General features: G+C 67.0%; 19 protein-coding genes. 10 read left to right on the plus strand and 9 right to left on the minus strand.

Features of this window, described 5'->3' with window-relative positions:
• Positions 1–43 precede the first annotated feature (43 nt).
• The 4 genes from F8O03_RS07370 to F8O03_RS07385 form a co-directional block, all read right to left on the minus strand.
• A complete protein-coding gene (locus F8O03_RS07370; RefSeq protein ID WP_151423301.1) occupies positions 44–802 on the minus strand; it encodes an iron ABC transporter ATP-binding protein in 759 nt (252 codons plus the stop codon).
• Positions 803–836: 34 nt separating this feature from the next.
• Entirely contained in the window at positions 837–1886 is a 1050-nt protein-coding gene (locus F8O03_RS07375) for an iron chelate uptake ABC transporter family permease subunit (protein WP_151423302.1), read from the minus strand.
• On the minus strand, positions 1879–2892 hold the full coding sequence (locus F8O03_RS07380; protein WP_151423303.1) for an ABC transporter permease: 1014 nt from the start codon (positions 2890–2892) through the stop codon (positions 1879–1881). Before F8O03_RS07380 ends, F8O03_RS07375 begins: the two co-directional genes overlap by 8 nt.
• A 125-nt stretch (positions 2893–3017) precedes the next feature.
• Positions 3018–4034: a siderophore ABC transporter substrate-binding protein gene (locus tag F8O03_RS07385; protein ID WP_151423304.1), complete on the minus strand. Its 1017-nt coding sequence runs from the start codon at positions 4032–4034 to the stop codon at positions 3018–3020.
• Between the two features lie 255 nt (positions 4035–4289).
• Between F8O03_RS07385 and F8O03_RS07390 the strand changes: the two genes are divergently transcribed.
• Positions 4290–5495 (plus strand): FUSC family protein, encoded by a 1206-nt coding sequence (locus F8O03_RS07390; RefSeq protein ID WP_151423305.1) that lies wholly within the window; start codon positions 4290–4292, stop codon positions 5493–5495.
• Between the two features lie 148 nt (positions 5496–5643).
• Positions 5644–7809 (plus strand): RNA polymerase recycling motor ATPase HelR, encoded by a 2166-nt coding sequence (helR, locus tag F8O03_RS07395; protein ID WP_208851820.1) that lies wholly within the window; start codon positions 5644–5646, stop codon positions 7807–7809.
• 35 nt (positions 7810–7844) lie between these two features.
• Here the strand turns inward: helR and F8O03_RS07400 are convergent, their stop codons facing one another.
• A complete protein-coding gene (locus F8O03_RS07400; RefSeq protein ID WP_151423307.1) occupies positions 7845–8270 on the minus strand; it encodes a hypothetical protein in 426 nt (141 codons plus the stop codon).
• A 230-nt stretch (positions 8271–8500) separates the two neighbouring features.
• Between F8O03_RS07400 and F8O03_RS07405 the strand changes: the two genes are divergently transcribed.
• From F8O03_RS07405 to F8O03_RS07420, 4 genes are all read left to right on the plus strand, one after another.
• A complete protein-coding gene (locus F8O03_RS07405; protein WP_244296037.1) occupies positions 8501–9532 on the plus strand; it encodes an NUDIX domain-containing protein in 1032 nt (343 codons plus the stop codon).
• A gap of 181 nt (positions 9533–9713) precedes the next feature.
• Positions 9714–10238, plus strand: coding sequence for a pyridoxamine 5'-phosphate oxidase family protein (locus F8O03_RS07410; RefSeq protein WP_151423308.1), 525 nt, complete (start codon positions 9714–9716; stop codon positions 10236–10238).
• Positions 10239–10361: 123 nt separating this feature from the next.
• Positions 10362–11162: a tryptophan-rich sensory protein gene (locus F8O03_RS07415; RefSeq protein ID WP_151423309.1), complete on the plus strand. Its 801-nt coding sequence runs from the start codon at positions 10362–10364 to the stop codon at positions 11160–11162.
• A gap of 264 nt (positions 11163–11426) precedes the next feature.
• Positions 11427–12887 carry an amino acid permease gene (locus tag F8O03_RS07420; RefSeq protein WP_151423310.1) on the plus strand — a complete coding sequence of 487 codons (1461 nt, stop codon included), beginning with the start codon at positions 11427–11429 and terminating at the stop codon, positions 12885–12887.
• A gap of 25 nt (positions 12888–12912) precedes the next feature.
• Here F8O03_RS07420 and F8O03_RS07425 read toward each other — a convergent pair whose 3' ends face one another.
• Complete coding sequence (locus tag F8O03_RS07425) at positions 12913–14238, minus strand: alpha/beta hydrolase (RefSeq protein ID WP_151423311.1); 1326 nt, start codon at positions 14236–14238, stop codon at positions 12913–12915.
• 169 nt (positions 14239–14407) lie between these two features.
• Between F8O03_RS07425 and F8O03_RS07430 the strand changes: the two genes are divergently transcribed.
• Positions 14408–14848 carry a zinc-binding dehydrogenase gene (locus tag F8O03_RS07430; RefSeq protein WP_244296042.1) on the plus strand — a complete coding sequence of 147 codons (441 nt, stop codon included), beginning with the start codon at positions 14408–14410 and terminating at the stop codon, positions 14846–14848.
• Here F8O03_RS07430 and F8O03_RS07435 read toward each other — a convergent pair.
• From F8O03_RS07435 to F8O03_RS07445, 3 genes are all read right to left on the minus strand, one after another.
• Positions 14808–16151 (minus strand): acyltransferase family protein, encoded by a 1344-nt coding sequence (locus tag F8O03_RS07435; RefSeq protein ID WP_151423312.1) that lies wholly within the window; start codon positions 16149–16151, stop codon positions 14808–14810. The two genes, F8O03_RS07430 and F8O03_RS07435, sit on opposite strands and share 41 nt — an antisense overlap.
• A gap of 169 nt (positions 16152–16320) precedes the next feature.
• Positions 16321–17229 (minus strand): dihydrodipicolinate synthase family protein, encoded by a 909-nt coding sequence (locus F8O03_RS07440; RefSeq protein ID WP_151423313.1) that lies wholly within the window; start codon positions 17227–17229, stop codon positions 16321–16323.
• Positions 17229–18392, minus strand: coding sequence for a mandelate racemase/muconate lactonizing enzyme family protein (locus tag F8O03_RS07445; RefSeq protein ID WP_151423314.1), 1164 nt, complete (start codon positions 18390–18392; stop codon positions 17229–17231). Before F8O03_RS07445 ends, F8O03_RS07440 begins: the two co-directional genes overlap by 1 nt.
• 87 nt (positions 18393–18479) lie before the next feature.
• Between F8O03_RS07445 and F8O03_RS07450 the strand changes: the two genes are divergently transcribed.
• Genes F8O03_RS07450 through F8O03_RS07460 form a run of 3 tightly spaced genes read left to right on the plus strand, consistent with a single transcriptional unit; the run spans position 18480 to position 21565 of the window.
• Positions 18480–19274, plus strand: coding sequence for an IclR family transcriptional regulator (locus F8O03_RS07450; protein ID WP_151423315.1), 795 nt, complete (start codon positions 18480–18482; stop codon positions 19272–19274).
• Positions 19275–19325: 51 nt separating this feature from the next.
• Positions 19326–20588: an ABC transporter substrate-binding protein gene (locus F8O03_RS07455; RefSeq protein ID WP_151423316.1), complete on the plus strand. Its 1263-nt coding sequence runs from the start codon at positions 19326–19328 to the stop codon at positions 20586–20588.
• The gene (locus F8O03_RS07460) at positions 20585–21565 is read left to right on the plus strand and encodes a carbohydrate ABC transporter permease (protein ID WP_151423317.1); all 981 of its coding nucleotides are present in this window, start codon (positions 20585–20587) and stop codon (positions 21563–21565) included. The genes F8O03_RS07455 and F8O03_RS07460 overlap by 4 nt, the downstream gene beginning before the upstream one ends.
• The last annotated feature ends 3 nt before the right edge of the window (positions 21566–21568 follow it).

Genomic DNA, 21568 nt, shown 5'->3' on the forward strand with positions numbered 1-21568 from the left:
GGTGGATCGCTGCGTGTCGAGTGCGGTTTGGGTGGGCCGCGGCTCAGCGGTAGTAGACGGCGAGCGGGTAGTCGCCGTCGTGGCGCACCTCGATGGGGGTGCCGAAGACGTGCTCGAGGGTCTCGGTCGTCATGAGGTCCTTCGGGCTGCCGGAGTGCGCGAGCTGCCCGTCGGTGAGGGCGATGATGTTGTCGGCGTAGGCGGCGGCGAAGTTGATGTCGTGGATGACGATCACGAACGTCTTGCCGAGCTCATCCGCGGCCCGACGAAGCTGGCCCATCATGGCGACGGCGTGCTTCATGTCGAGGTTGTTGAGCGGCTCGTCGAGGAGGATGTAGTCGGTGTCCTGTGCGAGCACCATGGCGACGTAGGCACGCTGCCGTTGCCCGCCGGAGAGCTGGTCGAGGTAGCGGTTCTCGAGGGCCGTGAGGTCGAGGAACTCGATGGCCCGGTCGATGTGCTGCTTGTCGTCTGGTGTGAGCCGCCCCTGCGAGTGGGGGAAGCGGCCGAAGCCGACGAGCTCGCGCACCGTGAGGCGGGTGACGAAGTGGTTCTCCTGGCGGAGGATCGAGACGACCTTCGCGAGGTCGCGGCTCTTCGCCTTCGTCACGTCGTGGCCGCCGACCGTGACCGTGCCGGTGCTCGCATCCGTCAGCCTGCCGACGATCGTGAGCAGCGTCGACTTGCCGGCGCCGTTCGGGCCGACGAGGGCGGTGATGCCGCCGGCGGGGATGTCGAGCGTGACGGGCCCGAGCACGGTCGCCTTGCCGTAGGTCTTGGTGACGTTCGAGAGCGAGATCACAGGGCGCCCTTTCGGAGCAGGTAGCTAAGCGGAGTCACAGCGCACCTTTACGTAATAGGTAACAGATGAAGAAGAGGCCGCCGACGAACTCGATGATGATCGAGAGGGTGCCGGCCGCGTAGAACACGTGGCGCAGCACGAAGTACCCGCCGAGCAGGGTGAGCATGCCGAGGAGCATCGCGAACGGGATGACGTGCTTGTGCTGCGACGACCCGGTCAGCTGGTAGGCGAGGGTCGCGACGATGAAGCCGAAGAACGTCATGGGGCCGACGAGGGTCGTCGAGATGGAGATGAGCACGGCCGTCAGGATGAGCAGCACCGTGACCTTGCGCTTGTAGGCGACGCCGAGGTTGACGGCGGTGTCGCGGCCGAGGGCGAGCACGTCGAGGGTGTTCCTGGTGCGCCAGATGAAGGCGAGCACGACCGCGATGATGATCGCCGCCCACGGCAGGTACTCGGGGTTCGAGTTGCTGAGGTTGCCGAAGAGCTTCGCTGAGAGCACGTCGAACTCGCTCGGCGTGAGGAGGCGCTGCATGAACGTCGAGAGCGAGCCGAAGCCCACGCCGAAGACGACGCCGATGAGCAGCATGATGTGCAGGTTGCCGCGCTTGCCGGAGAAGAGCCACGTGTAGAGCACGGTTGCGAAGCCGACCATGAGGAAGCTCTGCAGGAACACCTTGGGGAGGCCGTCGGTCGAGGCGAGTGCGGCACCGCCGAGGAAGAACACGAGGGCGGTCTGGAAGACGACGTAGATCGCGTCGAACCCCATGATCGAGGGGGTCAGGATGCGGTTGCCGGTCGCGGTGTGGAAGAGGACCGTGGCGACGGCCTGGCAGGCGGCGACGATGATGACGGTCGCGACCGTGACGACACGCAGGTTCACGGCGAGCCAGAAGCCGCGGCTGCCCGGCTCCATGGCGATGTCGTAGGTGAGCACGCCGACGGCCGAGAGCACGACGAGCGCGCCGAGGATGCTGAACCGCAGCCACGGGCGGGGAGGCTTGGCGGGCTTGGAGGCGTCGCTGACCTTGTCGCCGACGCGGCGGGACGTAGATCTCGGGAAGCGGGGCACGGTGTCAGCCATCGCGCCGCATCCGGAGCAGGAGGGTGATGAAGACGGCGGCGCCGACCATGCCGAGGATCATCGAGACGGGCAGCTCGAAGGGCATGCGGATGACGCGGCCGATGATGTCGCAGACGATGATGATGCCGACGCCGAGCACGCACACCCACGGCAGGTTCGACCTGAGGTTGTCGCCGCGGGCCATGGAGACGAGGTTCGGCACGATGAGCCCGAGGAACGGAAGGAAGCCGACGACGACGGTCGTGACGCCGGTCGCGATGGCGACGAGCGCGGTGCCGATGAACATGACGAGGTTGTAGTTGACGCCGAAGTTCGTGGCGATGTCCTTGCCGAGGCCGGCGACGGTGAAGCGGTCGGCGACGAAGTAGGCGATGACGACGATGATGGCGACGATCCACAGCACCTCGTAGCGGCCGCGCACGACGCTCGTGAAGCTGCCCATGAACCAGGTGCCGAGCATCTGCAGGTAGTTTGTCTCGATCGCGAGCCAGGTGGTGAAGGCGGAGACGACGGCGCCGAGCATGATGCCGATGAGGGGCACGATGAGGGCCGAGCGGAGGGCGACTCGGCGCAGCACGGCGAGGAACACCATGGTGCCGATGAAGGCGGAAGCGCTCGCCATGACCATGCGCGTCGTGAGGCCGGCTGCCGGGACGAGGATGTAGCTCACGAGCAGGCCGAGCGCCGACCACTCGGTGGTGCCCGTCGTGGTGGGCTCGACGAAGCGGTTCTGGGTGAGGAGCTGCAGGATGAGGCCGGAGACGCTCATGGCGCATCCGGCCAGCACGAGGGAGACGGTGCGGGGGACGCGGGAGATCCAGATCATCTCGCCGCCGAACTCGTTGCCCGCGATGTCGTAGGCGCCCACGAAGAGGGAGAGCACGGCGAGGCCGAGGACCACCGCGATGCCAACCGGGAGGGCGCCTCGGCGGTTGAGGAGCGGCACGCGGGGTACGGGAGTGGCCCGCGGCGCCGATGCGGCCGGGGGTGGGGCTGTTGCTGTCATTCGCTCGCTGTCATGGGCTGGCGGGCTGGGTGCTGTGCTGTGCTGGGTCTGCTGCGCTGTGCCCCGCCGCCCGGACGACGTGGGGGCGCCTTCCGAGCGGCGGGGCACAGGGCGGGGTGCGCTGCCTAGCTGCTGGCTCCGGCGAACGCCGCGGCGACGTCGGCGTAGAGGCCGGTGTAGGCCTGGATGCCCTCGTCGAGGTAGAACGTCGGGTCGAGGTAGACGATCTGGTTCTTCTGCACGGCCGGCACGTTCTGGAGGGCCTCGGCGCCTGCGATGAGGTCGGCTGCCGCGGTTGCGCCCTCTTCGCCGGTGCCGGCGTCGCGGTCGAGCACGATCATCCACTCGGGGTTGGCCTGTGCGATGGCCTCGACGCTGATGTCGTCGCCGTGGGAGGCGTCTTCAGCGGCCTGGTCGATGGCCGGGGTGAGGCCGATCGTTGGGAAGAGCTGGCCGACGCCGCGGCCCTCGCCCGGTGCCGCGTAGGCGATCTCGCCGCCGGACGTGATGAGGCCCACGACCGTGTCGGTGCCGTTGTAGGCGCTCTTGGCGTCTGCGATGGCCGTGTCGAAGGCGGCGATCGTCTCGGCGGCTTCTTCTTCCTTGTCGAAGATCTGGCCGAGGATCTCGACCTGGCGCTTCAGCTCGCTGGTCGCCTCTTCGCCGTCGCGGGCGTTGATCTCGATCGTGGTCGGCTGGATCGCCTTGAGGTCCTCGTAGTAGTCCTGGAAGCGGTAGCCGCCGATGATGAGGTCGGGGTCTGCCTCGATGATGGCCTCGAGGTCGGGCTCTCGGTGGAGGCCGACGTCGAGCACCTCGTCGCCACCTGCGAGGTCCGGCCAGACGCTCTCCATGAGCGGCTTGGGGGCTGCGACGACGTCGATGCCCCAGTCGCTGAGGGTCTGGAACGTGGTGTTGTCGAGGGCGACGACTCGCTCCGGGTTCACGGGCACTTCGATCTCGCCGTGGTTGTCGGTGATCGTGACGGTTCCGGATGCTGCTGCCGCCGCGTCTGCGTCGGCGGCCGGTGCGGAGTCGGCGGGGGCGCATCCGGCGAGCAGGAGCGCCGAGATGGCGAGGAGGCCGGCTCCCTGGATACGTGCGGCGGTGCGCCGGGTTGGGGCGGTGAGCGTTTTGGGCATGGCGGATCCTCGGTTCGGGGATGGGCTGTGCTTCGCGCACAGGTGGTGTTTCGGGCACGGATGTGAAGCCGCTGCAGGGGCCGCACGGGCGCTTCGGGGCGGACGGGCCAAGCCTGCGAATCGTGCTGATCATCCAGCGCGACTCGGCTTCGAGTAAGGCGAGCCTATCTTAAGTTCCGGGGCGGCGTCGGGCGAGGTTGAGCCGAGTTCGGGGGAGAAGTGCCCGGAGCGAGACAGGCGCGAGACAATGGGGTAATGCCTTCTCCTCGTCCTTCGATGATCCCCGGTTGGCGTGACCTCACGACGATGGGCCCCTACCGCCGAGACCACTGGGTGGCGCTGCGAGTCGCCTTGGCGATCGGGGTGCCCCTTGTGCTGCTGTGGGCGACCGGGTCGATGCCGCTCGCGATCTTCGCCGTCTTCGGGGCGTTCACGAGCGTCTACGGCCGTGGGCTCAGCGTGTTCGGACGGTTCCGGATGCAGTCGATCGCGGCGGGTTCGCTCCTCGCGTCGGTCGGGGTGGGCGCCGTCATCGCGTTGTCGCCCGAGCGAGCTCTGCTCGTGCTGCCCGCTGCGACGGTCTGGGCGTTCCTCATGTCGCTCCTCGGCGACCGGGTGCGGTGGGCTCCGCCAGGGCCGATGTTCCAGATCTTCGCGCTGGCCGCCATCGCGGCGCTCGCGGTGGGTGGCGAGGTGCTGCTGGTCGGCATCGGTGTCGCGGTTGCGACGGCAGCATGGTCGCTGCTGCTCGGGCTCGCGTTCGGCGCTGTCGGTGTCGTCGTGGATCGGGCGCGTGCGCGCACCGGGGCCGAGACGTCGGGGCCGACGAGAGCCGCCGCCGCTGGGACCACTGTCGCTGGGGTCGATCCTGCACGCGCTGGGGCCGCGGATGCTGGTGCTGGTGCCGCGGGTACGGGGCGTTCTGGTCTGGCGCCGGCGACGGGCTCGATTCGGTCGGTGCGTCCCGTGCGTTCCACGACGGTGGGTCGGGCGGGGATGTTCGCGGTCGGCACCCTGATCGCCGGCGCCATCCCGTTGCTGATCGGCATCGGGCATCCGTATTGGGCGATGGTGTCTGCGATCGCGGGGCTGTCGGCGGCGACTGGGTTCCACCGGGTGCTGCGGGCCACGCATCGACTTGTAGGCACCGTGCTGGGTCTTGGCGTGGCGGCGGTGCTGCTGGCGTTCGAGCCCAGTGGGCTTGTGGTGGTGCTGCTGGTGATCGTCCTGCAGGGCGGAGTCGAGCTCTTCATCGTGCGCAACTACACGATCGGGTTGCTGTTCCTGACGCCGCTTGTGCTGGTCATGGGTCGGCTCGCGGGTGACGTCTCTGCGGGCCAGCTGCTGCTGGAGCGCGGAGTGGAGACGGCCATCGGGGTGGCGGTCGCGATCGGCATCGCGGTGGTGCTCGAGTGGCGGCCGTGGTCGCGCGAGCCGGCGACCGAGACGCAGGCCAGGTGAGGGCGCGTGTTGTCCGCGGAGCGGGAGCCACGGGCCGACGTGTGAGGCGAGGAACTGCCTGGCAGACCGGGGTCACCTGCCTCTTCCAAGGTAGAGATCACCAGGGGGCTTGCCGCAAGACCCCGTCGAGGCACCAGAATGAGCGATCGTGACATCTCCTGCTGAAGTCTTTGCCCTGCCGCCGCGCCTGTCGTTCAAATCGGACCCGGAACTCGTCGGTGAGGATGTCAATCAGTTCGCGGCGATCGCCGGGGCGTTGTCGCGCCAGAAGCGTGAGCTGGCGGCGCGCCTTGACGAGCTCCGGCTCACCGATGGTGGGTCGGGGCAGCAGGCGCTTGATCGGGATACTGAGATCCACCGCCTGTCGCGGCAGCTTCGCGGGCTCGAGCGGTTCGGGGTGGATGCGTGCCTGGGGCGTATGACGCCGGCGGACGGGTCTCCGGATATCTACGTGGGGCGCTTCGGCCTGGCGGATGAGGATGGGCGGCGCCTGCTCATCGACTGGCGGGTGCCGGCGGCCGAGCCGTTCTTCGCGGCGACGCACGCGAATCCGCTGGGCTTGGCGAGTCGGCGGCGGTACCGGTGGAACGTGGAGCGGGTTGTCGACTACTGGGACGAGGTGTTCGTTCCCGAGGAGATGGCCGGCCGCGTGGCGCTCGACGACCAGTCGTCGTTCATTGCGAGCCTCGGCTCTGCGCGGTCTGGGGAGATGCGGGATGTGCTCGGCACGATCCAGGCCGACCAGGACGCGATCATCCGGGCGGGTTCGCGTGGCGCGCTGGTCGTCGATGGCGGACCGGGAACGGGCAAGACGGTGGTCGCCCTGCACCGCACCGCGTTCCTGCTCTACTCTGACCCGCGTTTCAAGCAGGGCCGTGGCGGGGTGCTCTTCGTGGGGCCGAGCCGCCCGTATCTGAACTATGTGGCGAACGTGCTGCCGAGCCTGGGGGAGGACAGCGTGCAGCTGTGCACGCTGCGCGATCTGCTGCCTGAGGGGGCGGATGCGCGTGAGGAGGCCGACGCATCCGTCGCGCGCCTGAAGTCGTCGCTCGATCTCGTGCGGGCCGTGGGCAAGGCCGTGCGCTACCACCAGCGTCCGCCCCGTGCGCCGTTCACGGTGACGACGAGCGACTCGCAGGAGCTGACGCTCGACGCGGCCGACTGGGCGGAGGCGTTCGTGGCGTACGAGCCTGGGCTCACCCACAACGAGGCTCGGGAGCAGGTGTGGGAGGAGGTGCTGCGCCTGCTCGTCGACAAGCGCTCGCCGAGCGCGTCGGAGCACTCGGTGCGGGCGTCGCTGGTGCGCGACGAGCGGCTGCGGGTTGCGTTCGCGAAGGCCTGGCCGCTGCTCGACCCGGCCTCGGTGATCGCCGACCTGTGGTCGGTGCCGGCGTACCTGCAGTGGTGCGCTCCCGAGCTGAGCGCCGATGAGGTGCGCAGGCTGCAGCGCTCCGACGCTCGTGCCTGGACTGCCTCGGACCTCCCGCTCATCGACGCGGCGAGGCGCCTCACGGGTGACCCGAACGAGTTCCGGCAGCGGGCGCGACGGGCTGAGGCGCTGGCATCGCAGCAGGAGAACATGTCGCACGTCGTCGACAACCTCATCGAGGGTGACGACGACGGGGAGGGGCTGGTCACGATGCTGCGGGTCGAGGATGCGCAGCACTCGCTCATCGACGAGGACTCGCTGCCGCCCGTCGACTCCGACGAACTTGCGGGGCCGTTCGCGCATGTGGTGATCGATGAGGCGCAGGAGCTGACGGATGCGGAGTGGGCCATGCTGCTCGCGAGGTGCCCGTCGAGGAGCTTCACGATCGTCGGGGACCGGGCGCAGGCGCGTCACGGGTTCCGCGAGACGTGGGAGGAGCGGCTGCGGCGCATCGGTCTGCCGAAGGTCGAGGTCGCCCAGCTCACGATCAACTACCGCACGCCAGAAGAGGTCATGCTCGAGGCCGCACCCGTCATCCTCGAGGCGCTCCCGGATGCGAACGTGCCGGTCTCGGTCCGCAGCAGTGGTCTTCCGGTCATGTACGGCGATGTCGCTGAGCTTCAGGGAGTGCTGGATGCGTGGCTCGACGAGCACCTCGACGGGATCGCGTGCGTCATCACAGCGGTGGGCAGCGACTCGTTCCGCGATTTCGACAACCGCGGGCGGGTGCGCTCGCTCACTCCAGAGACCGCCAAGGGGCTCGAGTTCGATCTTGTGGTGCTCATCGACCCTGACCGCTTCGGAAGAGGCATCGAGGGGGCCGTCGACCGCTACGTCGCGATGACGAGGGCGACGCAGCAGCTGGTGGTGCTGACCTCGGAATGACGGCGCCGCGGCAGGTCCTGCTTGCAGGGCGGAGCTCACGCGGCGACGGCGAAGTACTCGGCTTTCTCGAACAGGCGCACGCCCTCCCTGGACGCGAGGAGCTGCGCCCGCACGGACAGCTCTCTCACCTCGCAGACGATGCCGAGCGCGGCAGCCCAGAGCCGCTCATCTGACGTCGAGTCGCCGGGCCCGGGTCTCTCCCACGTGAGCAGGACGCTCGCGGCCTGCAGCTCGTCGATCATGAGGGAGATGACGCTGGCGATGCGCTCGAGCTGCGGGTGGGTCGGGCGTTGCGGGTAGGCCTCGATCGGCATGAGCACGGGGAGCGCGTGGTCGTCAGCGTCGAGGAACATGAGCCAGAGCTGGCGCCGATAGGCCTGTCCGACGAGAGCGGTCACGTGACGCAGGACCTCCTCGTCGGTGGTGATGGGTTCGGTCATCGGGGCTGGGATCGCTGTCATGGGACGAGTCTGCGCTCGGCGACTCGGGACGCGGCCGCCTCGCTCGCCCGCTGTGCACGGGCCCGCATCCACAGCCCACGTGCATGCGAAGTGGAGCGGAGCGTCTGCAGCACGAGCTCGGGCGAAGGTAGGTGGAAGCGGGTTCGAAGCGGTGGACGGGCGCCCGAGGTCTGTGACGCCCGTCACTCGCGGGCCTTGGCAGGGTGGCCGCGCCGTGTGAAGCTGACTGGGTGACGACTTCCCCCGCCGGCAAGCAGGTCTCGCGACGCCTGCGCGGCCCTCGCGATCCGGGTGACGCGTGGGTGTACTCCGAGACCGGCCAGCGGTACTGGGGCAGGTTCGGCGCGGCGGGTCTTGTTGCGGTGGACCCGCATCGCGGGATCCTCCTGCAGCACCGCGCCGAGTGGAGCCACCACGGTGGCACCTGGGGCATCCCGGGCGGTGCCCTCCACGAAGGTGAGCTGCCAGCTGTCGGCGCACTGCGCGAGGCCGCCGAGGAGGCCGGAGTTCCCGCGGGCGCCGTGGTTCCGCTCTTCATGAGCGTGCTTGAGCTCGGTTTCTGGCGCTACACGACGCTCGTCGCCCGCGTCGTCCACCCGTTCGACCCCGTCATCGCAGACGCGGAGAGCCTCGAGCTGCGGTGGGTGCCCATCGACGACGTGGATGAGCTGCCGCTCCACCACGGGTTCGCTGGCGCCTGGCCCGAGCTGCGGTCCGCGCTCGCGGTGCGGCCGGTGGTCATCGTCGACGCGGCGAATGTCGTCGGCTCGGTGCCGGACGGCTGGTGGCGGGACCGAGCGGGAGCTGCCGAGCGTCTGCTCGCGAAGGTGCACGCGTTTGCGCTCGCCGGATCGCGAGCCGCAGTGTCCAGCGTCCCGACCGCTGCCTCCGAGGCGACCTCGGGCGCTCCCTCGCAAGCCTCCCGAAGTGCCACCAGCGTGGGCGTCCCCGCCGCGGACCTCGGGCTGGCCGGGGATCGCTGGTTCCCCGAGTTCGCTGTCGTCGTCGAGGGTGCCGCGCGGGATGCCCGCTGCCCGGCTAGCAGCGAATCGGTGAAGAACTCCGCGGTCAGCGTGGTTCGAGCCACAGCATCCGGGGATGACGCGATCGTCGACGAGGCTCGTCGTCGCGTGGCGCTGGGGGAGTCCGTGACGGTCGCGACGAGCGACCGGGCGCTGGGCGAACGTGCAGTGGCGGTCGGGGCCAGCGTGCGCGGCGTCGGATGGTTGCGGGATCTCGTCGGCTACGGGGTCCGGCGGTAGCTCGAGCCCTAGCACTCGGCTTGGGCGGTCCTCCCAGGCGGCACGCCGGGAGTGCACGGCGGGCGCTCGGGCGACACGAGGGATCTTCGGATGCCGCGTGCGTACGTTCGCGGGGTCCCGGCAACGGGAGCGCCCCGAGCGGGCGTCTCAGCGTGCAGGATCCGACCCCGAGGAGCAGTACATGACTGACCACACCACGCACGACGGCCACGGCACGCACTCGAACGCGTCGCAGTCCGACGAGGTCGCGAAGATCGCGAAGCTCGTGAAGGACTTCCGCTTCGCCATGCTCACGACGATCGAGGGCTCAGGCTCGCTGGTCGCGCATCCGCTCACGATCCAGGAGGCGGAGTTCGACGGCGACCTGTGGTTCCTGATCCAGAAGGACTCGACCACGGTGCGCAACCTGGGCGCGGACTCGCGTGCTGGGGTGTCGCTAAGCTCGAACGACTCGTGGGTCTCGCTGTCGGGCACTGCCGGACTCGTGGATGCGCCGGAGAAGCTGCGCGAGCTGTGGAACCCCGCGGCTGAGGCGTGGTTCCCGGACGGACCGGAGGACCCGAACGTTGGCGTGCTGAAGTTCTCGGCGAGCGGCGCCGAGTACTGGGACAGCCCGGGCGGCCGCATCGCGACTGCCTTCAGCTTCATCAAGTCGAAGGTGTCGGGCGAGCCGCTCGAGGGTGACAACGGCAAGGTCGAGTTGTAGGTCGAACTCCGTCAGGCTTCGGTGGCCCGGTCCCGCGCTCAGCGGGGCCGGGCCACTCGTCTGTGCGGGCACGGGCTCGTCAACACCCACGGCCCATTCAGTTAGATCGTTTAGCTTCTTTGCATGTCCTCCGATCTGCTTCGTCGTCTGTTCGTGACCGTCTCCGGAATCCTCTGCGTCGTCGGGACCCTCTTCGGGGTGGGCCTGTTCGGCGGCACCGAAGTCAACCAGTCGTCGAGCGGCAACCTCTCCGCCGACGCAACCCTCATCGCCCCCGCTGGCACCGCGTTCTCGATCTGGTCGGTCATCTACCTGGGCCTGTTCGCGTACGTCGTCTGGCAGTGGCTGCCGAAGCAGGCGCATTCCGCCAAGGCGCGGGCCACCGGCTGGTGGGCGGCCCTCTCCATGCTCCTCAACGCCGGGTGGCTGCTCGTGACGCAGTTCGGCCTCATCTGGGTGAGCGTCGGCATCATCGTGGCGCTGCTCGCCGTCTGCATCGTGCTCGTGAGTCGCATCGCCGCGCATCCGGCCGAGAACTGGGGTGAGCGCCTCGCCGTCGACACCACGTTCGGCCTGTACCTGGGCTGGGTGTCGGTCGCCACGCTCGCGAACCTGGGCGCCGCGATCGTCTCGACGGGAGTGGAAGCCGAGAGCACGCTCGGCGAGATCTCCACGACGGCCGCACTGGTCGCCGTCCTCGGTCTTGCGACGTTCTACATCTGGCGTTGGAAGAACCTCGCCGTCTCGGCCGCCATCATCTGGGGTGTCGCCTGGGTCGGCTTCGGGCGGCTCTCGGATGCGCCCGAGTCGACGCTGGTCGGCGTCGTCGCGCTTGCGGTTGCGATTCTCATCGCGGTGACCGGCGTGCTCGCGAAGTCGATCGACTGGCGCAGCGCCAAGTCGTCGTCGCCGGCCCTGACCTGAGCCGCACCCGTGTCGTCCGTTCTCTCGCGCCCTCGCCGCCACCGAGAGAGCGGACGACACGGGAATCGGGGATCGAATCCTTGACGTTCCACTGAAGCGACGCATACACTCGGAACCCTTGGGGGATGCGTTCTTGAGACGCCTTGTCTGGTGCGATTCCAGTGTCCTCCACCAATTCTTTTTCGGTGCTTTTTCTTCGGACGAGTTCTAAGCTCTGGCCATGAGCACCGTGTGCTGTTTCCCCCTTCCGCGGTTGTCGATTCGATGACAGCCGCAGGCTCCGCAGAACCCGCCGCTTCCGCAACTGCAGACGGCACCGGCGGAAGCGTCTCCCCGCCAGCGACGGGGCTGGAGCGCGGCCTCAGCAACCGGCACATCCAGCTGATCGCTATAGGCGGTGCGATCGGCACCGGGCTGTTCTTGGGGTCTGGCATCGGCATCCACAAGGCGGGCCCGTCGATCCTGCTCGTGTACGTCGTGGTCGGCGCGATGCTGTTCGTGATGATGCGAGCGATGGGGGAGCTGCTGCTTTCCAATCTCGGATATCGCACGTTCCAGGATTTCGCGGCCGACTATCTCGGCGAATGGGCGCGGTTCTTCATCGGCTGGACGTATTGGCTTTGCCTCATCTCGATCGCGACCGCGGATATGGTCGGTGTGCAGACGTATGCGAGGTTCTGGTGGCCCGACCTGCCGGGTTGGGTGCCGATGCTCGTCGCGGTCGCGTTTGTGCTCGCCTTGAATCTGATCGCGGTGCAGGCCTTCGGCGAGGCCGAGTTCTGGTTTGCACTCATCAAGGTCGTGACGATTCTCGGGCTCATCGTGGTCGGCCTCTTCCTCATCGTCACGTCGTTCACGGCTCCGAACGGCGACACTGCGAGCGTCACGCACCTCTGGGATGACGGTGGATTCTTCCCGAATGGCTTCATGGGCTTCCTGGGCGGCTTCCAGATCGCGATCTTCGCGTTCGCCGGCATCGAGCTCGTCGGCACCACCGCGGCCGAGGCGAAGGACCCGGAGAAGAACCTGCCGAGGGCCATCAATCAGGTGCCGCTGCGCATCCTGTTCTTCTACGTGCTCGCGCTCGGCGTCATCATGTGCGTCACGCCGTGGAGCGAGATCGACCCGAGCGAGAGCCCCTTCGTTGCGCTCTTCCTGCTCATCGGGTTGGGTGGCGCGGCCGCGCTCATCAACGCCGTGGTCATGACCTCGGCGGTCTCCGCGGCGAACAGCGGCTTCTTCTCGTCGAGCCGCATGGCGTATGGCCTCGCGACGACGAGGCAGGCGCCGACGGTCTTCGGGAAGCTGACGCGGACCGCGGTCCCGGGCAACGCCCTGCTGCTGTCGTGCGGGGTCGTGCTGCTGGGTGGCTCGCTCGGGTTGATCTTCGACGACGCCTTCCAGTTGGTGACGGCCGTGTCGTCGATCCTCTTCATCTTCGTGTGGTCGATGATCCTCGCGTCGTACCTCGTGTACCGGCGCCGACGGCCTGAGCTGCACGCCGCATCCGCCTACCGGTTACGCTTCGGCGTTCCCTTGACGTGGGTGGTGCTTGGGTTCTTCGCGTTCATGCTCGTGGTGCTCGGCCTCTTCGAGGACACTCGCGGCCCGCTACTGCTGACCCCGGTGTGGTTCGTGATCCTCGGCATCGCCTGGATGCTCGTGCGACGTCGCGCGGGTCGGGTCGCGGCGTCCGGTGGCCCGGAGGGCACGCCTCGCGCGTAGCCTGCCGCGCTTTGCGGATGCTCACTCAGCTTCCGGTCGACAGTCCCAGCACCGGGTAGAGCACGTTGAAGCCTTCGGTGAGGCCGCCGCTGACGGCGTCGCCGCCGTGGTCGGCGCCTTGCACGATGAAGAGGGTGGTGTTGATGCCGAGCGCTTGGGTGGCGTTGGAGACGGTGGTGGCCATGGACACGAAGTCGGGGTCTTCGCTGCCTGCCGTGAAGATCGCGGTCATGCCCGCGTAGGTGCCGGCTGGGGCGGCCTGGAAGATGTTGATGGGCTTCGATGCTTCGAAGGCTGCAGCGTCGCCGCCGTAGATGTCCGCTTGGACGGCGTCGGGGGTTTCGGAGCCCGGGTACTGCTCGCCGGAGACGCTGATGATGTTCTTGAACGTGCCCGGGTCCTTCGCGCCGTACTTCGCTGCGCATCCGCCGCCGTTGGAGTAGCCGGCGACGGTCCAGTACTTGGGGTCCTGGATGACGTTGAGGTTCGCGTTGACCCAGTTGACGACGTCGGTGGTGACGTAGGTTTCGGCGTTGCCGTACTTGGCGGAGTCGGCGCAGGCGGGGTCGACGTCGCCTTGGCCGCCGAGCTGGTCGGCGACGACGACGATGGGGGCGAGGCCGTTGTGGTCGGCGGCGAACTGGTCGAGGACGTCGCTGATGATCGTGGGGTCGGGGTTGCCGACGTAGCCCATCATCATGATGACGACGGGGAGCGCGGGCGCGTTCTCGACGAGGGCCGCCGGTGGCAGGTAGATGCCCGCGTCTCGGGCGACGAAGCCCGATGTGGTGCCGGGGATGGGGACGGAGCCGCGTTCGCCGACCGAGGGCATGTCTGCGGGGGCCTGCCAGGTCGAGGCGAGGGGTTGTGTCGGGGCGGCTCGGTTGTCGGCGTTGAAGTCGGGGAGCGTGATCTGATTTTCTTCGACGATGCCGAACACGGAGCCCAGGGTGGGGTTGAGGCCGTAGAGGGCGTTGATGCCGGTTGCGCCGGCGACGAGGTAGGCGAGGATCGAGACGCTCGCGACGATCTTGCGCCAGGGCTTCGAGTGGGGGAAGGACGCGATGGCGAGGCCGATGCCGGCGAAGGTAGCGGCGGCCCACGTGCCGACGGGGCCTGGCAGCTCCACGCCGAACAGGTCGAGGGCGTTGCCGGCGAGGTAGATGAGGAACCCCACGATGGCGCCCGCGGCGATGCCGATGAGTGCGCGCGGCAGCCACCTCTTGGTTTTGCCGTGCTTGCTCTTGCTGTCCTTGCGGATGAGCAGCGTGACCGTGAAGGCGACCGCGACGGCGTAGATGATCCACATCGCCGGCGAGTTGATGATCGGCAGCTCGAGGATGGCGCTCATGCGCGTGCGGGGAACGACATCGGGTGCTCCTTCAGGCGAAGCGTGACGGGGGATTCCGGCGAAGCTGCGGCACTGGTTGACTCAACTTTTCACACGGGGTGAGAGAAAGCTACACGCGGTTGCGGGGTGTTTGTCTGCTGCCACTGCTCCCGAAGCTGTGGTGATCGCCGTGGACCCGAACTCCGACAAGCACGGGCTCGCACTGAGGGCGGGGGCCGACGCGGTCACCACCCCGGAGGGCGCGGCCGCGCTTGTTGCGGAGCTGGTGCCAGGCGGCGTTGACCTCGCGGTCGAGGCGGTCGGGAACGCCAATGTGATGAGCGCCTGCCTCGAGATGCTCGTTCGTTGCGGAGCAGTGGTCTCGGTCGGTTGTCCGCACCCTCTGCAGCAACTTGTTGTGCCGGCCCTGCAGTTCGCGGGTTCCGGTAAACGGCTGCTCGATTCCTACGTGGGCTCCACGGCCGCCTTCGAGGACATCAACGACGTCCTTGACGCCCTTGCTGAAGGGCGCGTCGTCGACTCTTCGCACCGAACCGAGGCACGGGCATGTACTGTGCGCGGGTGGATGCTCACGACGCGAACGTGCGGACCCGCAGGCTCAGCATCATGAGCACGCAGGCGAGTAGCCCGGCCCACGCCGGCCAAAATCCGAAGACAAGCAGCGTGACGACGCCCGCGATGCCGAGCCAAACCGCGGCCGGTGCGCTCGGGCGTCCTCCTCGGATGCGACGGGCGGCGACCCCCACGAGGCGCTCGGTCGGCGCTTCCAGCCGCGCGGCGATGGGCATGAGCAATGCGGTTGCGGAGAGGACGGTGGCGATCAGGAGCGGTCGTGTCGCGAACCACTCCAGGCTGAGGGGTTCTGGCCACCACGCCCCGGCGGTGAGGAGCCCGGCCGTGACAACGACGAGTACCGGCATGTGCCAAAGGTAGAGGCGCATCGAGTGGGTGTTGACGAAGCGCGAGAACGCGGAGCCGCGTGTACCGGAAGCGACGCGCGTGAGAGGGGGGTGGGCGAGCATGAGTACGCCGAGTTGCGCTGCTCCGAGCGCAATGAGGGCGATGCTGGCCGGGTTGTTGTTGTCGAGGAGCAGCTCAGGGGAGTAGCCGGCGACGTTCACGAGCGCCACGACGGCCAGGGCGCCGCCGACGATGAGGGCAATCGGCAGTCGACGGCGTCGCGCTCTCGCGACGGCGTCCCAGGTTGCCGATTCGGTGGCCGTTCCGGTTCGCCACTCGGAGAAGAAAAACCCGAGCTGCTGGATTGCGAGCCAAACGAAGGCGTAGTTGACGACGCCGACCGCATCCATGCCGCTGAACTTGCGGAGGGCGTCGACGAGCACGGCGCCTGAGACGAGCGCGATGAGCGTGGCGTGGGGCGCGGTCTCGTGGGCCCGCAGCATGAGCGGTACGAGCGCGGTCACGCCGAGGTAGACGGCGAGGAACCACAGCGGCTGCGTCATGCGGAAGGACGCCTCGGCAAGCAGCGCCGTGTCTACGCCGGCCAGGGCGGCGACCGTGAGAGTGAGCGTCACGACGGCCGTGAAGGCGAGCGCTGGCACGAGCAGGCGCCGCGTTCGGCTGACGATGAACTCACGCGAAGTGCCCCCGCGCGCTCGCAACCGCATCCACTGCGCGCGGGCCGCGAAGCCGCCGATGATAAAGAACAGCGGCATCACTTGAAGGAGCCAGGTGACGGGAGCGAACCAGGCCTCGTCTTCGACGGCGTTCGTGATGCTGATGTCGCCGCTGACCACCGCGACGCCGGCCATAGAGATATGGAGCAGCAGGACCACGGCGAGGCAGACGGCGCGGACGAGGTCGACCGCAGCGTCGCGCTGCGATGCGGTGGCGCCCCGACGCCCGCTCGGCTCGGGGGAAGCTGCGGTGCGGGGGATGGTGAACTGAGTCACGGGGCGGCCTTCTTTCTACTGGCTCGGACAATCCGAACCGTAGAAAGAGACCGACCCCGGCAGCCTCACCCCGCAGACCCGCGCGACCCCTACGGGCGTATCAAAAGCCCCTGCATGAGGTTAGGGACTCACCGTCCACCTGCAGGTGGTCGCTATGCGGTGGAGGTACCTAGACGAGGAGGGGTGATGGCAACGCGGCGAGCACGGCGGCCAGCGCCTCACGCGAGCGCGGAGTCAGCGGCTTCGCAGGTGCCCGCACCGTGGACGAAGCGATAATTCCCCGAAGCATCAGTACCTCTTTGTGCACGCTCCAGGCGATTCCGGGTTGCACGCCGAGCAGGATGAGGGGGAGGAACCCGGCGAACAGATCGCGCGCTTGGTGGTGATTTCCGGCGTTCCATGCATCGAGCGCTGGCTTGAGGAGATCCACGAACTCGCTGGCGGGCATCGTTCCCGTTGATCCCCTCGCGTACTCCTCGAGGCACAACTGCGCGTTGTTGCCGCCGAGGATCGTGAAGTGCTCGGATGCGCACGTGCGAACCACCGCATCGATCTTCTCGGCGGTCGGTGGCGCTTCGACCTTCACCGACGTGATGCCAGGCACGCGGCTCAATTCGGTGATCGTCTCCACCGGGAACTGCACCCCGGTAGGTCCGGGCGCATCCTGGAGCATGACCTCGGCTCCGCGCTCTCGACAGGCTTGAGCCACCTCTCCGAAGAAATCAACGAGCTGCCCTGGCGAGGGCTTGACCATAAAAGGCGGAAGGACCATAAGTACGTCGGCGCCGAGATCGGCCGACTCGCTTGCCTGCTCGACAGCTGTGACGGTGGACATAGCGTTCACGCCCACAACGACCGGAACTTCGCCGGCCGTGACGTTGCGGACCTCCGCGAGTACCGTGCGTCGCTCGGTCGCGGTAAGAGCGAACGCCTCGCTCGCGTTGCCGTTGATCGCGACGCCGTCGACTCCGCTCGCGAGGCAGAACTCTGTGAGTCGGCGGAGGCTCGGAAGATCGAGCTCGCCGTGAACATCGAACGGGGTGGCGAGAATCGGAATGAGTCCCTGGGGTGCTGGCATCAGCTGATCTCCTTAGCGTGTTGGCGTACGTATGGTTCGTTGACGGTGATCCCAAGCCCGGGACCGCCTGGGATTCGGAACGATGAAGCGTCCGGGAGGAGAGGGCCTGTCAGGATCGACTGTCCGATTTCAGTGCTCGTGGGCTGGTACTCGAAGGCGAGCAGGTTGGGCGTGGCTGCACTGAAGTGGATTCCCGCGGCAAGCAGCACCCCGAGCCCCACTGAGTGATGCGGTGCAACCGGCAAGTGGCGTGTCGAGCAGAGCGTGGCGATAGCGAGCGCTTCGGTGAGGCCGGTGCGGCCAAGGTCGGGTTGAGCGATGTCGAGCGCTTTCTTCTCGGTCCACTGTTCGAACTCGTAGCGAGTGCGGAGCGTCTCACCGATGCCGATGGGGACCCGGCTTCTTCTCACGAGCTCCGCGTGTCCTCGTTCGTCTTCCGGGACGAGTGGAGCTTCCAGGAACCAAGCGCCAAGTTCGGTGAGGCCCGCAGAGAGGCGCAAGGCTTCGTGCATCGTGTAGGCCCAATGGGCGTCGACGGCGACTCGGAGTTCGGGCGCAGCTCTGCGTATCGCCGAGACGGTGGCGAGGTCCTCGTCGACGCCGAAACCCAGGTGCAACTTCACCGCCTTCATGCCCGAGTTCTGCCACGTTCGAGCGAGTTCCGCGCGCTCATCGTCTGTCGACCTCGGAAGTCCCGAGACGTAGACGGGCACCTGATCTCGGAAGGCGCCTCCTAGGAGGCTGACGAGCGGGAGGTCGTGGATGCGTGCGGCGAGGTCCCAGAGTGCGATATCGACTGCCGCAAGCGCATCCGCCTGATGGCCGACGAGATGTCCGCGCTCTCGCATAAGCGCACTCGTCAGTTCCCAAGCGGGCCTTGGCGCGGTTGCGCTTTTCCCGATGAGCTGAGGCGCGATGAGGCGACGGATGATCGTGGCAGGTATCTCCGGTCCGACCGGCGCGAGTCCTTCACCCCAACCGGCTGTCCCGTCTTCGGCGGTGATTTTGACGAGAACGGTCTCGAACAGCGGCGAGTAGAGGCTGCGCCACGGATCGCGCACGTGGTACCCGGCGGGGATCTCCGCTCCGTTCGGGAGGACGCCAAGGTAGTTGTCGGCGTGCTCCAGCTTGAGGACAAAGACCTCGACTGACGCAATTTGCATGAATCTATCCAATCAGTGGTTGCGGTCATGCACTGTGCGGATTACGCTATCCACAATCGATGAGGTTGTCCAGCGATCGGAGAAGTCATGGCGGCAGACGGAGCAAACCAGGGGCTCGATCGGGCGGCGTCCGTGCTCGAGGCAATCACTCGGCGCGGCCCCTCTCGCGTCGCAGACATCGTCACTGAGACAGGCCTCAGCCAATCAACGGTGTCGAGGCTGCTCACGGCGCTCGAGCGCCTCGAGTACGTGGTCCGAGATCCGGATGCGGGAACGTATCGGCTCGGATTGATCTTCCTTGCGATGGCGGGCTCGGCCCTCAACGAGCAGTCGGTGTTCCGTCACGCAAGGCAGCCGGGCCAACAGCTCGCAGCGGCCCTCGGACTGGGAGTGAATGTGGCCATCCGTCGCGGAAATGAGCTGTATTACCTCTGCAACTTCGAAGGAACGCTTGCGCCGAAGAACTTCACGCTCATGGGGCAGCGCAGTCCGCTGCACTCGACCGCCCTCGGGAAATGTCTCCTGGCGGAACTTTCTGGTCCGGAACGCCGGGAACTGCTCCCTGACCTTGAACCCTTCACCGTCCGAACGATCGTCGACCACGAGGCGCTCGACGACGCAGTGACGGCCGTCGACCGGAGTGGCTACGCAACTGAGCGAGAAGAACTCGCTCTCGGTAGATCGTGCGTGGCCGCTCCCATCCGCGACTCCGGCGGCCTCATCGTGGCGGCGATCTCGATCTCTGGACCGCTCAGCGCACTGGATTTGAGTTCACGCGAACTTGAGATCGCGCAGCGGGCGATCGAGGTTGCCGATTCCATCAGCACGGGCATGGGATACCTCGGTCCCCGAAGCTCCTCGCAACTGCCGCAGCGCAACTAGTGGGCGCCAAGCCCGATCCACTCACACCAGCACACAAGGAAGTGTCGCAGTATGCAACGCACTCGAAAGACCACTCTTCTCGCCCTTGCGGTCGCGTCCGCACTCGGGTTGACGGCCTGCGTATCCGACGCACCACCGGACCCGAACGCACCCATCACCTTGGAGTTTCCGAGTTGGCAGGCCGAGGATCCAGCGTTCGGCGCGTGGTGGAAGGAGGTTATTGCTGAGTACGAATCGCAGCACTCCGACGTCACGATTGACTTCTACCAGGTCCCGTTCGGCAGCTACGTTGATCAGTTGACGACGCGATTCGCTGCGAACGATCAGCCCGAGATCGTGCACCTGCCCGCACGCAATGCCTCGGAGTTCGCGAGCCGCGGCTGGCTCGCGCCGCTGAACACGAGGCTCGAGGCGACGGACATCGCGGAGACCTGGACACCGTTGCAGGCAGAAATGAACTGGCAGGAAGAGACCTACGGCGTACTCCTCCTCGGATACGGCTACACCCTCTACTACAACGCCGAGCTCTTGGAATCGGCGGGGGTCGCAGTGCCGACGACAGGGGAAGAGGTCGTGAAGGCCGCGCAGGCAGTCACCGGCGGCGGCGTCTACGGGTTCGGGGCGACAACACAGCAGAGTCCGGACAACTACACGGAGCTGATGTCGTTCATTACCGGCAACGGGGGCTCCCTCGCAGAGGGCGCGGAGTTCACCATGGAGACGCCCGCAGCCATCGCCGGCATGGAGCAGTATCGGGCCGCGCTGCGTGAGGCACCCGCCGGAATCCAGACTCAGCAGCGCAACGAGCTCTTCCTGAACGGCAACATCGCGATGCTTCTCGATGGTCCGTTCTTCGTCGCGGAACTCGACGGAGCAGCAGATGGCGTCGCGGGGAAGCTGAAGACGGCCGCCGCACCGTTCGAGACCATTCCAGGGGGTGTGAGCAATAGCATCCACCTTCCTTCTGGCCTGGATCCGCGCACGGAAGACGCTGCCTGGAAGTTCGTAGAGCTGGCGGCGAGCCCCGAATGGCAGCAGCGATACACCGAACTCGCCGCGGTGCCGGCACCCCGCGCTGGTTCCATCACTGAGGAGGCGCTCGAAGACCGTCCAGAGTTGGAGCTGTTCCAGGAGCTCGCCGACGAGGCGGTGAGTATCTATCCCGAGGATGGGCAGCAGAAGGAGGAGTTCACGAGGCTCAGTCAGATCGTCTCTGAAGCGGCAATCAATCTCACGACGACGGAGACACCCACGGCGGAGATAGCACGTGGACTCCAGGAGCAACTTGAGCGGGAATTCGGGAACGCATCATGACCGACCTGCAAACCAGAGAAGTCGCTGTTTCGCAAAAACCGAATGCCCGTCAGCAGTCGGGGAAGCAGTCGGCCGGTGCAGGGAAGAAGGGGTCGCCATCACGGCGGCGCGATGGGCTCTTCGCCTACCTGACGCTCTCACCGACGCTTGTCGTCGTGGGCTTGCTCATGGCCTACCCGTTCTACGTCGCGATTGACCTGTCGTTTCGAGGCGGGCGAGTACAGTCGCTGACCGAGGTCGGCGCTCTGCCGCTCACCTTGGACAACTACGTCAGCATCTTGACGGACCCGCAGCTTCTTGGGGATTTGGGGCGTTCGGTCGTCTACACCCTCGGGGTTCTCATCCCGGCATTCCTGATCGGTCTCGGACTCGCCCTTCTGTTGAACCGGAGCTTCCCCGGCCGAAGGATCTTTCGACCGCTGGTGCTGCTCCCGTGGGCAGTTCCGGGGATCGCGGTGAGCGCCGCCTTCGCGTGGATGCTTGACGCCTCGTACGGCATCGTAAATGCCGTCCTTCGACACCTCGGCCTCATTCAGGAGAACATCGCCTGGCTCGCCGACCCGGACTCCGCGATGCTTGCGGTGATCATCCCGACGATCTGGAAGTACTACCCGTTCTTCACCCTGGTGCTCTTGGCAGCGTTACAGAGTGTGCCAGGCGAGCTGTACGAAGCGGCACAACTTGATGGCGCCAAGGCTCGGCAGCAGTTTCGGTACGTCACTTGGCCCGCAGTAAGGACCGCATCCGCGCTCTCCATCGTGATCACAGCGATCGGGATCTTCCGAGAGTTCGACTTCATCTACCCGCTGACTGGGGGAGGACCGAACAACGCGACCCAGACGTTGGCGATTCGTATCTACAACGAGGCTTTCCAGTATTTCCAACTCGGTCTAGCAGCTGCCCTCGGGGTTATCACCATGCTGATCGCCACTGCAGTGTTGGCCGTTTTCATGCGCTCATTGCGCACGCAAAGTTAGGAG

The sequence above is a fragment of the Pseudoclavibacter terrae genome, from assembly GCF_008831075.1.
GTDB lineage: Bacteria > Actinomycetota > Actinomycetes > Actinomycetales > Microbacteriaceae > Pseudoclavibacter > Pseudoclavibacter terrae.

Coding starts and splice junctions, on each gene's coding strand:
- F8O03_RS07400 (WP_151423307.1), bottom strand. CDS start 8,270: ATGACAGCGATCCCAGCCCCGATGACCGAACCCATCACCACCGACGAG.
- F8O03_RS07455 (WP_151423316.1), top strand. CDS start 19,326: ATGCAACGCACTCGAAAGACCACTCTTCTCGCCCTTGCGGTCGCGTCC.
- F8O03_RS07425 (WP_151423311.1), bottom strand. CDS start 14,238: ATGAGCGCCATCCTCGAGCTGCCGATCATCAACTCGCCGGCGATGTGG.
- F8O03_RS07380 (WP_151423303.1), bottom strand. CDS start 2,892: ATGACAGCAACAGCCCCACCCCCGGCCGCATCGGCGCCGCGGGCCACT.
- F8O03_RS07390 (WP_151423305.1), top strand. CDS start 4,290: ATGCCTTCTCCTCGTCCTTCGATGATCCCCGGTTGGCGTGACCTCACG.
- F8O03_RS07460 (WP_151423317.1), top strand. CDS start 20,585: ATGACCGACCTGCAAACCAGAGAAGTCGCTGTTTCGCAAAAACCGAAT.
- F8O03_RS07440 (WP_151423313.1), bottom strand. CDS start 17,229: ATGCCAGCACCCCAGGGACTCATTCCGATTCTCGCCACCCCGTTCGAT.
- F8O03_RS07410 (WP_151423308.1), top strand. CDS start 9,714: ATGACTGACCACACCACGCACGACGGCCACGGCACGCACTCGAACGCG.
- F8O03_RS07450 (WP_151423315.1), top strand. CDS start 18,480: ATGGCGGCAGACGGAGCAAACCAGGGGCTCGATCGGGCGGCGTCCGTG.
- F8O03_RS07385 (WP_151423304.1), bottom strand. CDS start 4,034: ATGCCCAAAACGCTCACCGCCCCAACCCGGCGCACCGCCGCACGTATC.
- F8O03_RS07445 (WP_151423314.1), bottom strand. CDS start 18,392: ATGCAAATTGCGTCAGTCGAGGTCTTTGTCCTCAAGCTGGAGCACGCC.
- F8O03_RS07420 (WP_151423310.1), top strand. CDS start 11,427: ATGACAGCCGCAGGCTCCGCAGAACCCGCCGCTTCCGCAACTGCAGAC.
- F8O03_RS07375 (WP_151423302.1), bottom strand. CDS start 1,886: ATGGCTGACACCGTGCCCCGCTTCCCGAGATCTACGTCCCGCCGCGTC.
- F8O03_RS07415 (WP_151423309.1), top strand. CDS start 10,362: ATGTCCTCCGATCTGCTTCGTCGTCTGTTCGTGACCGTCTCCGGAATC.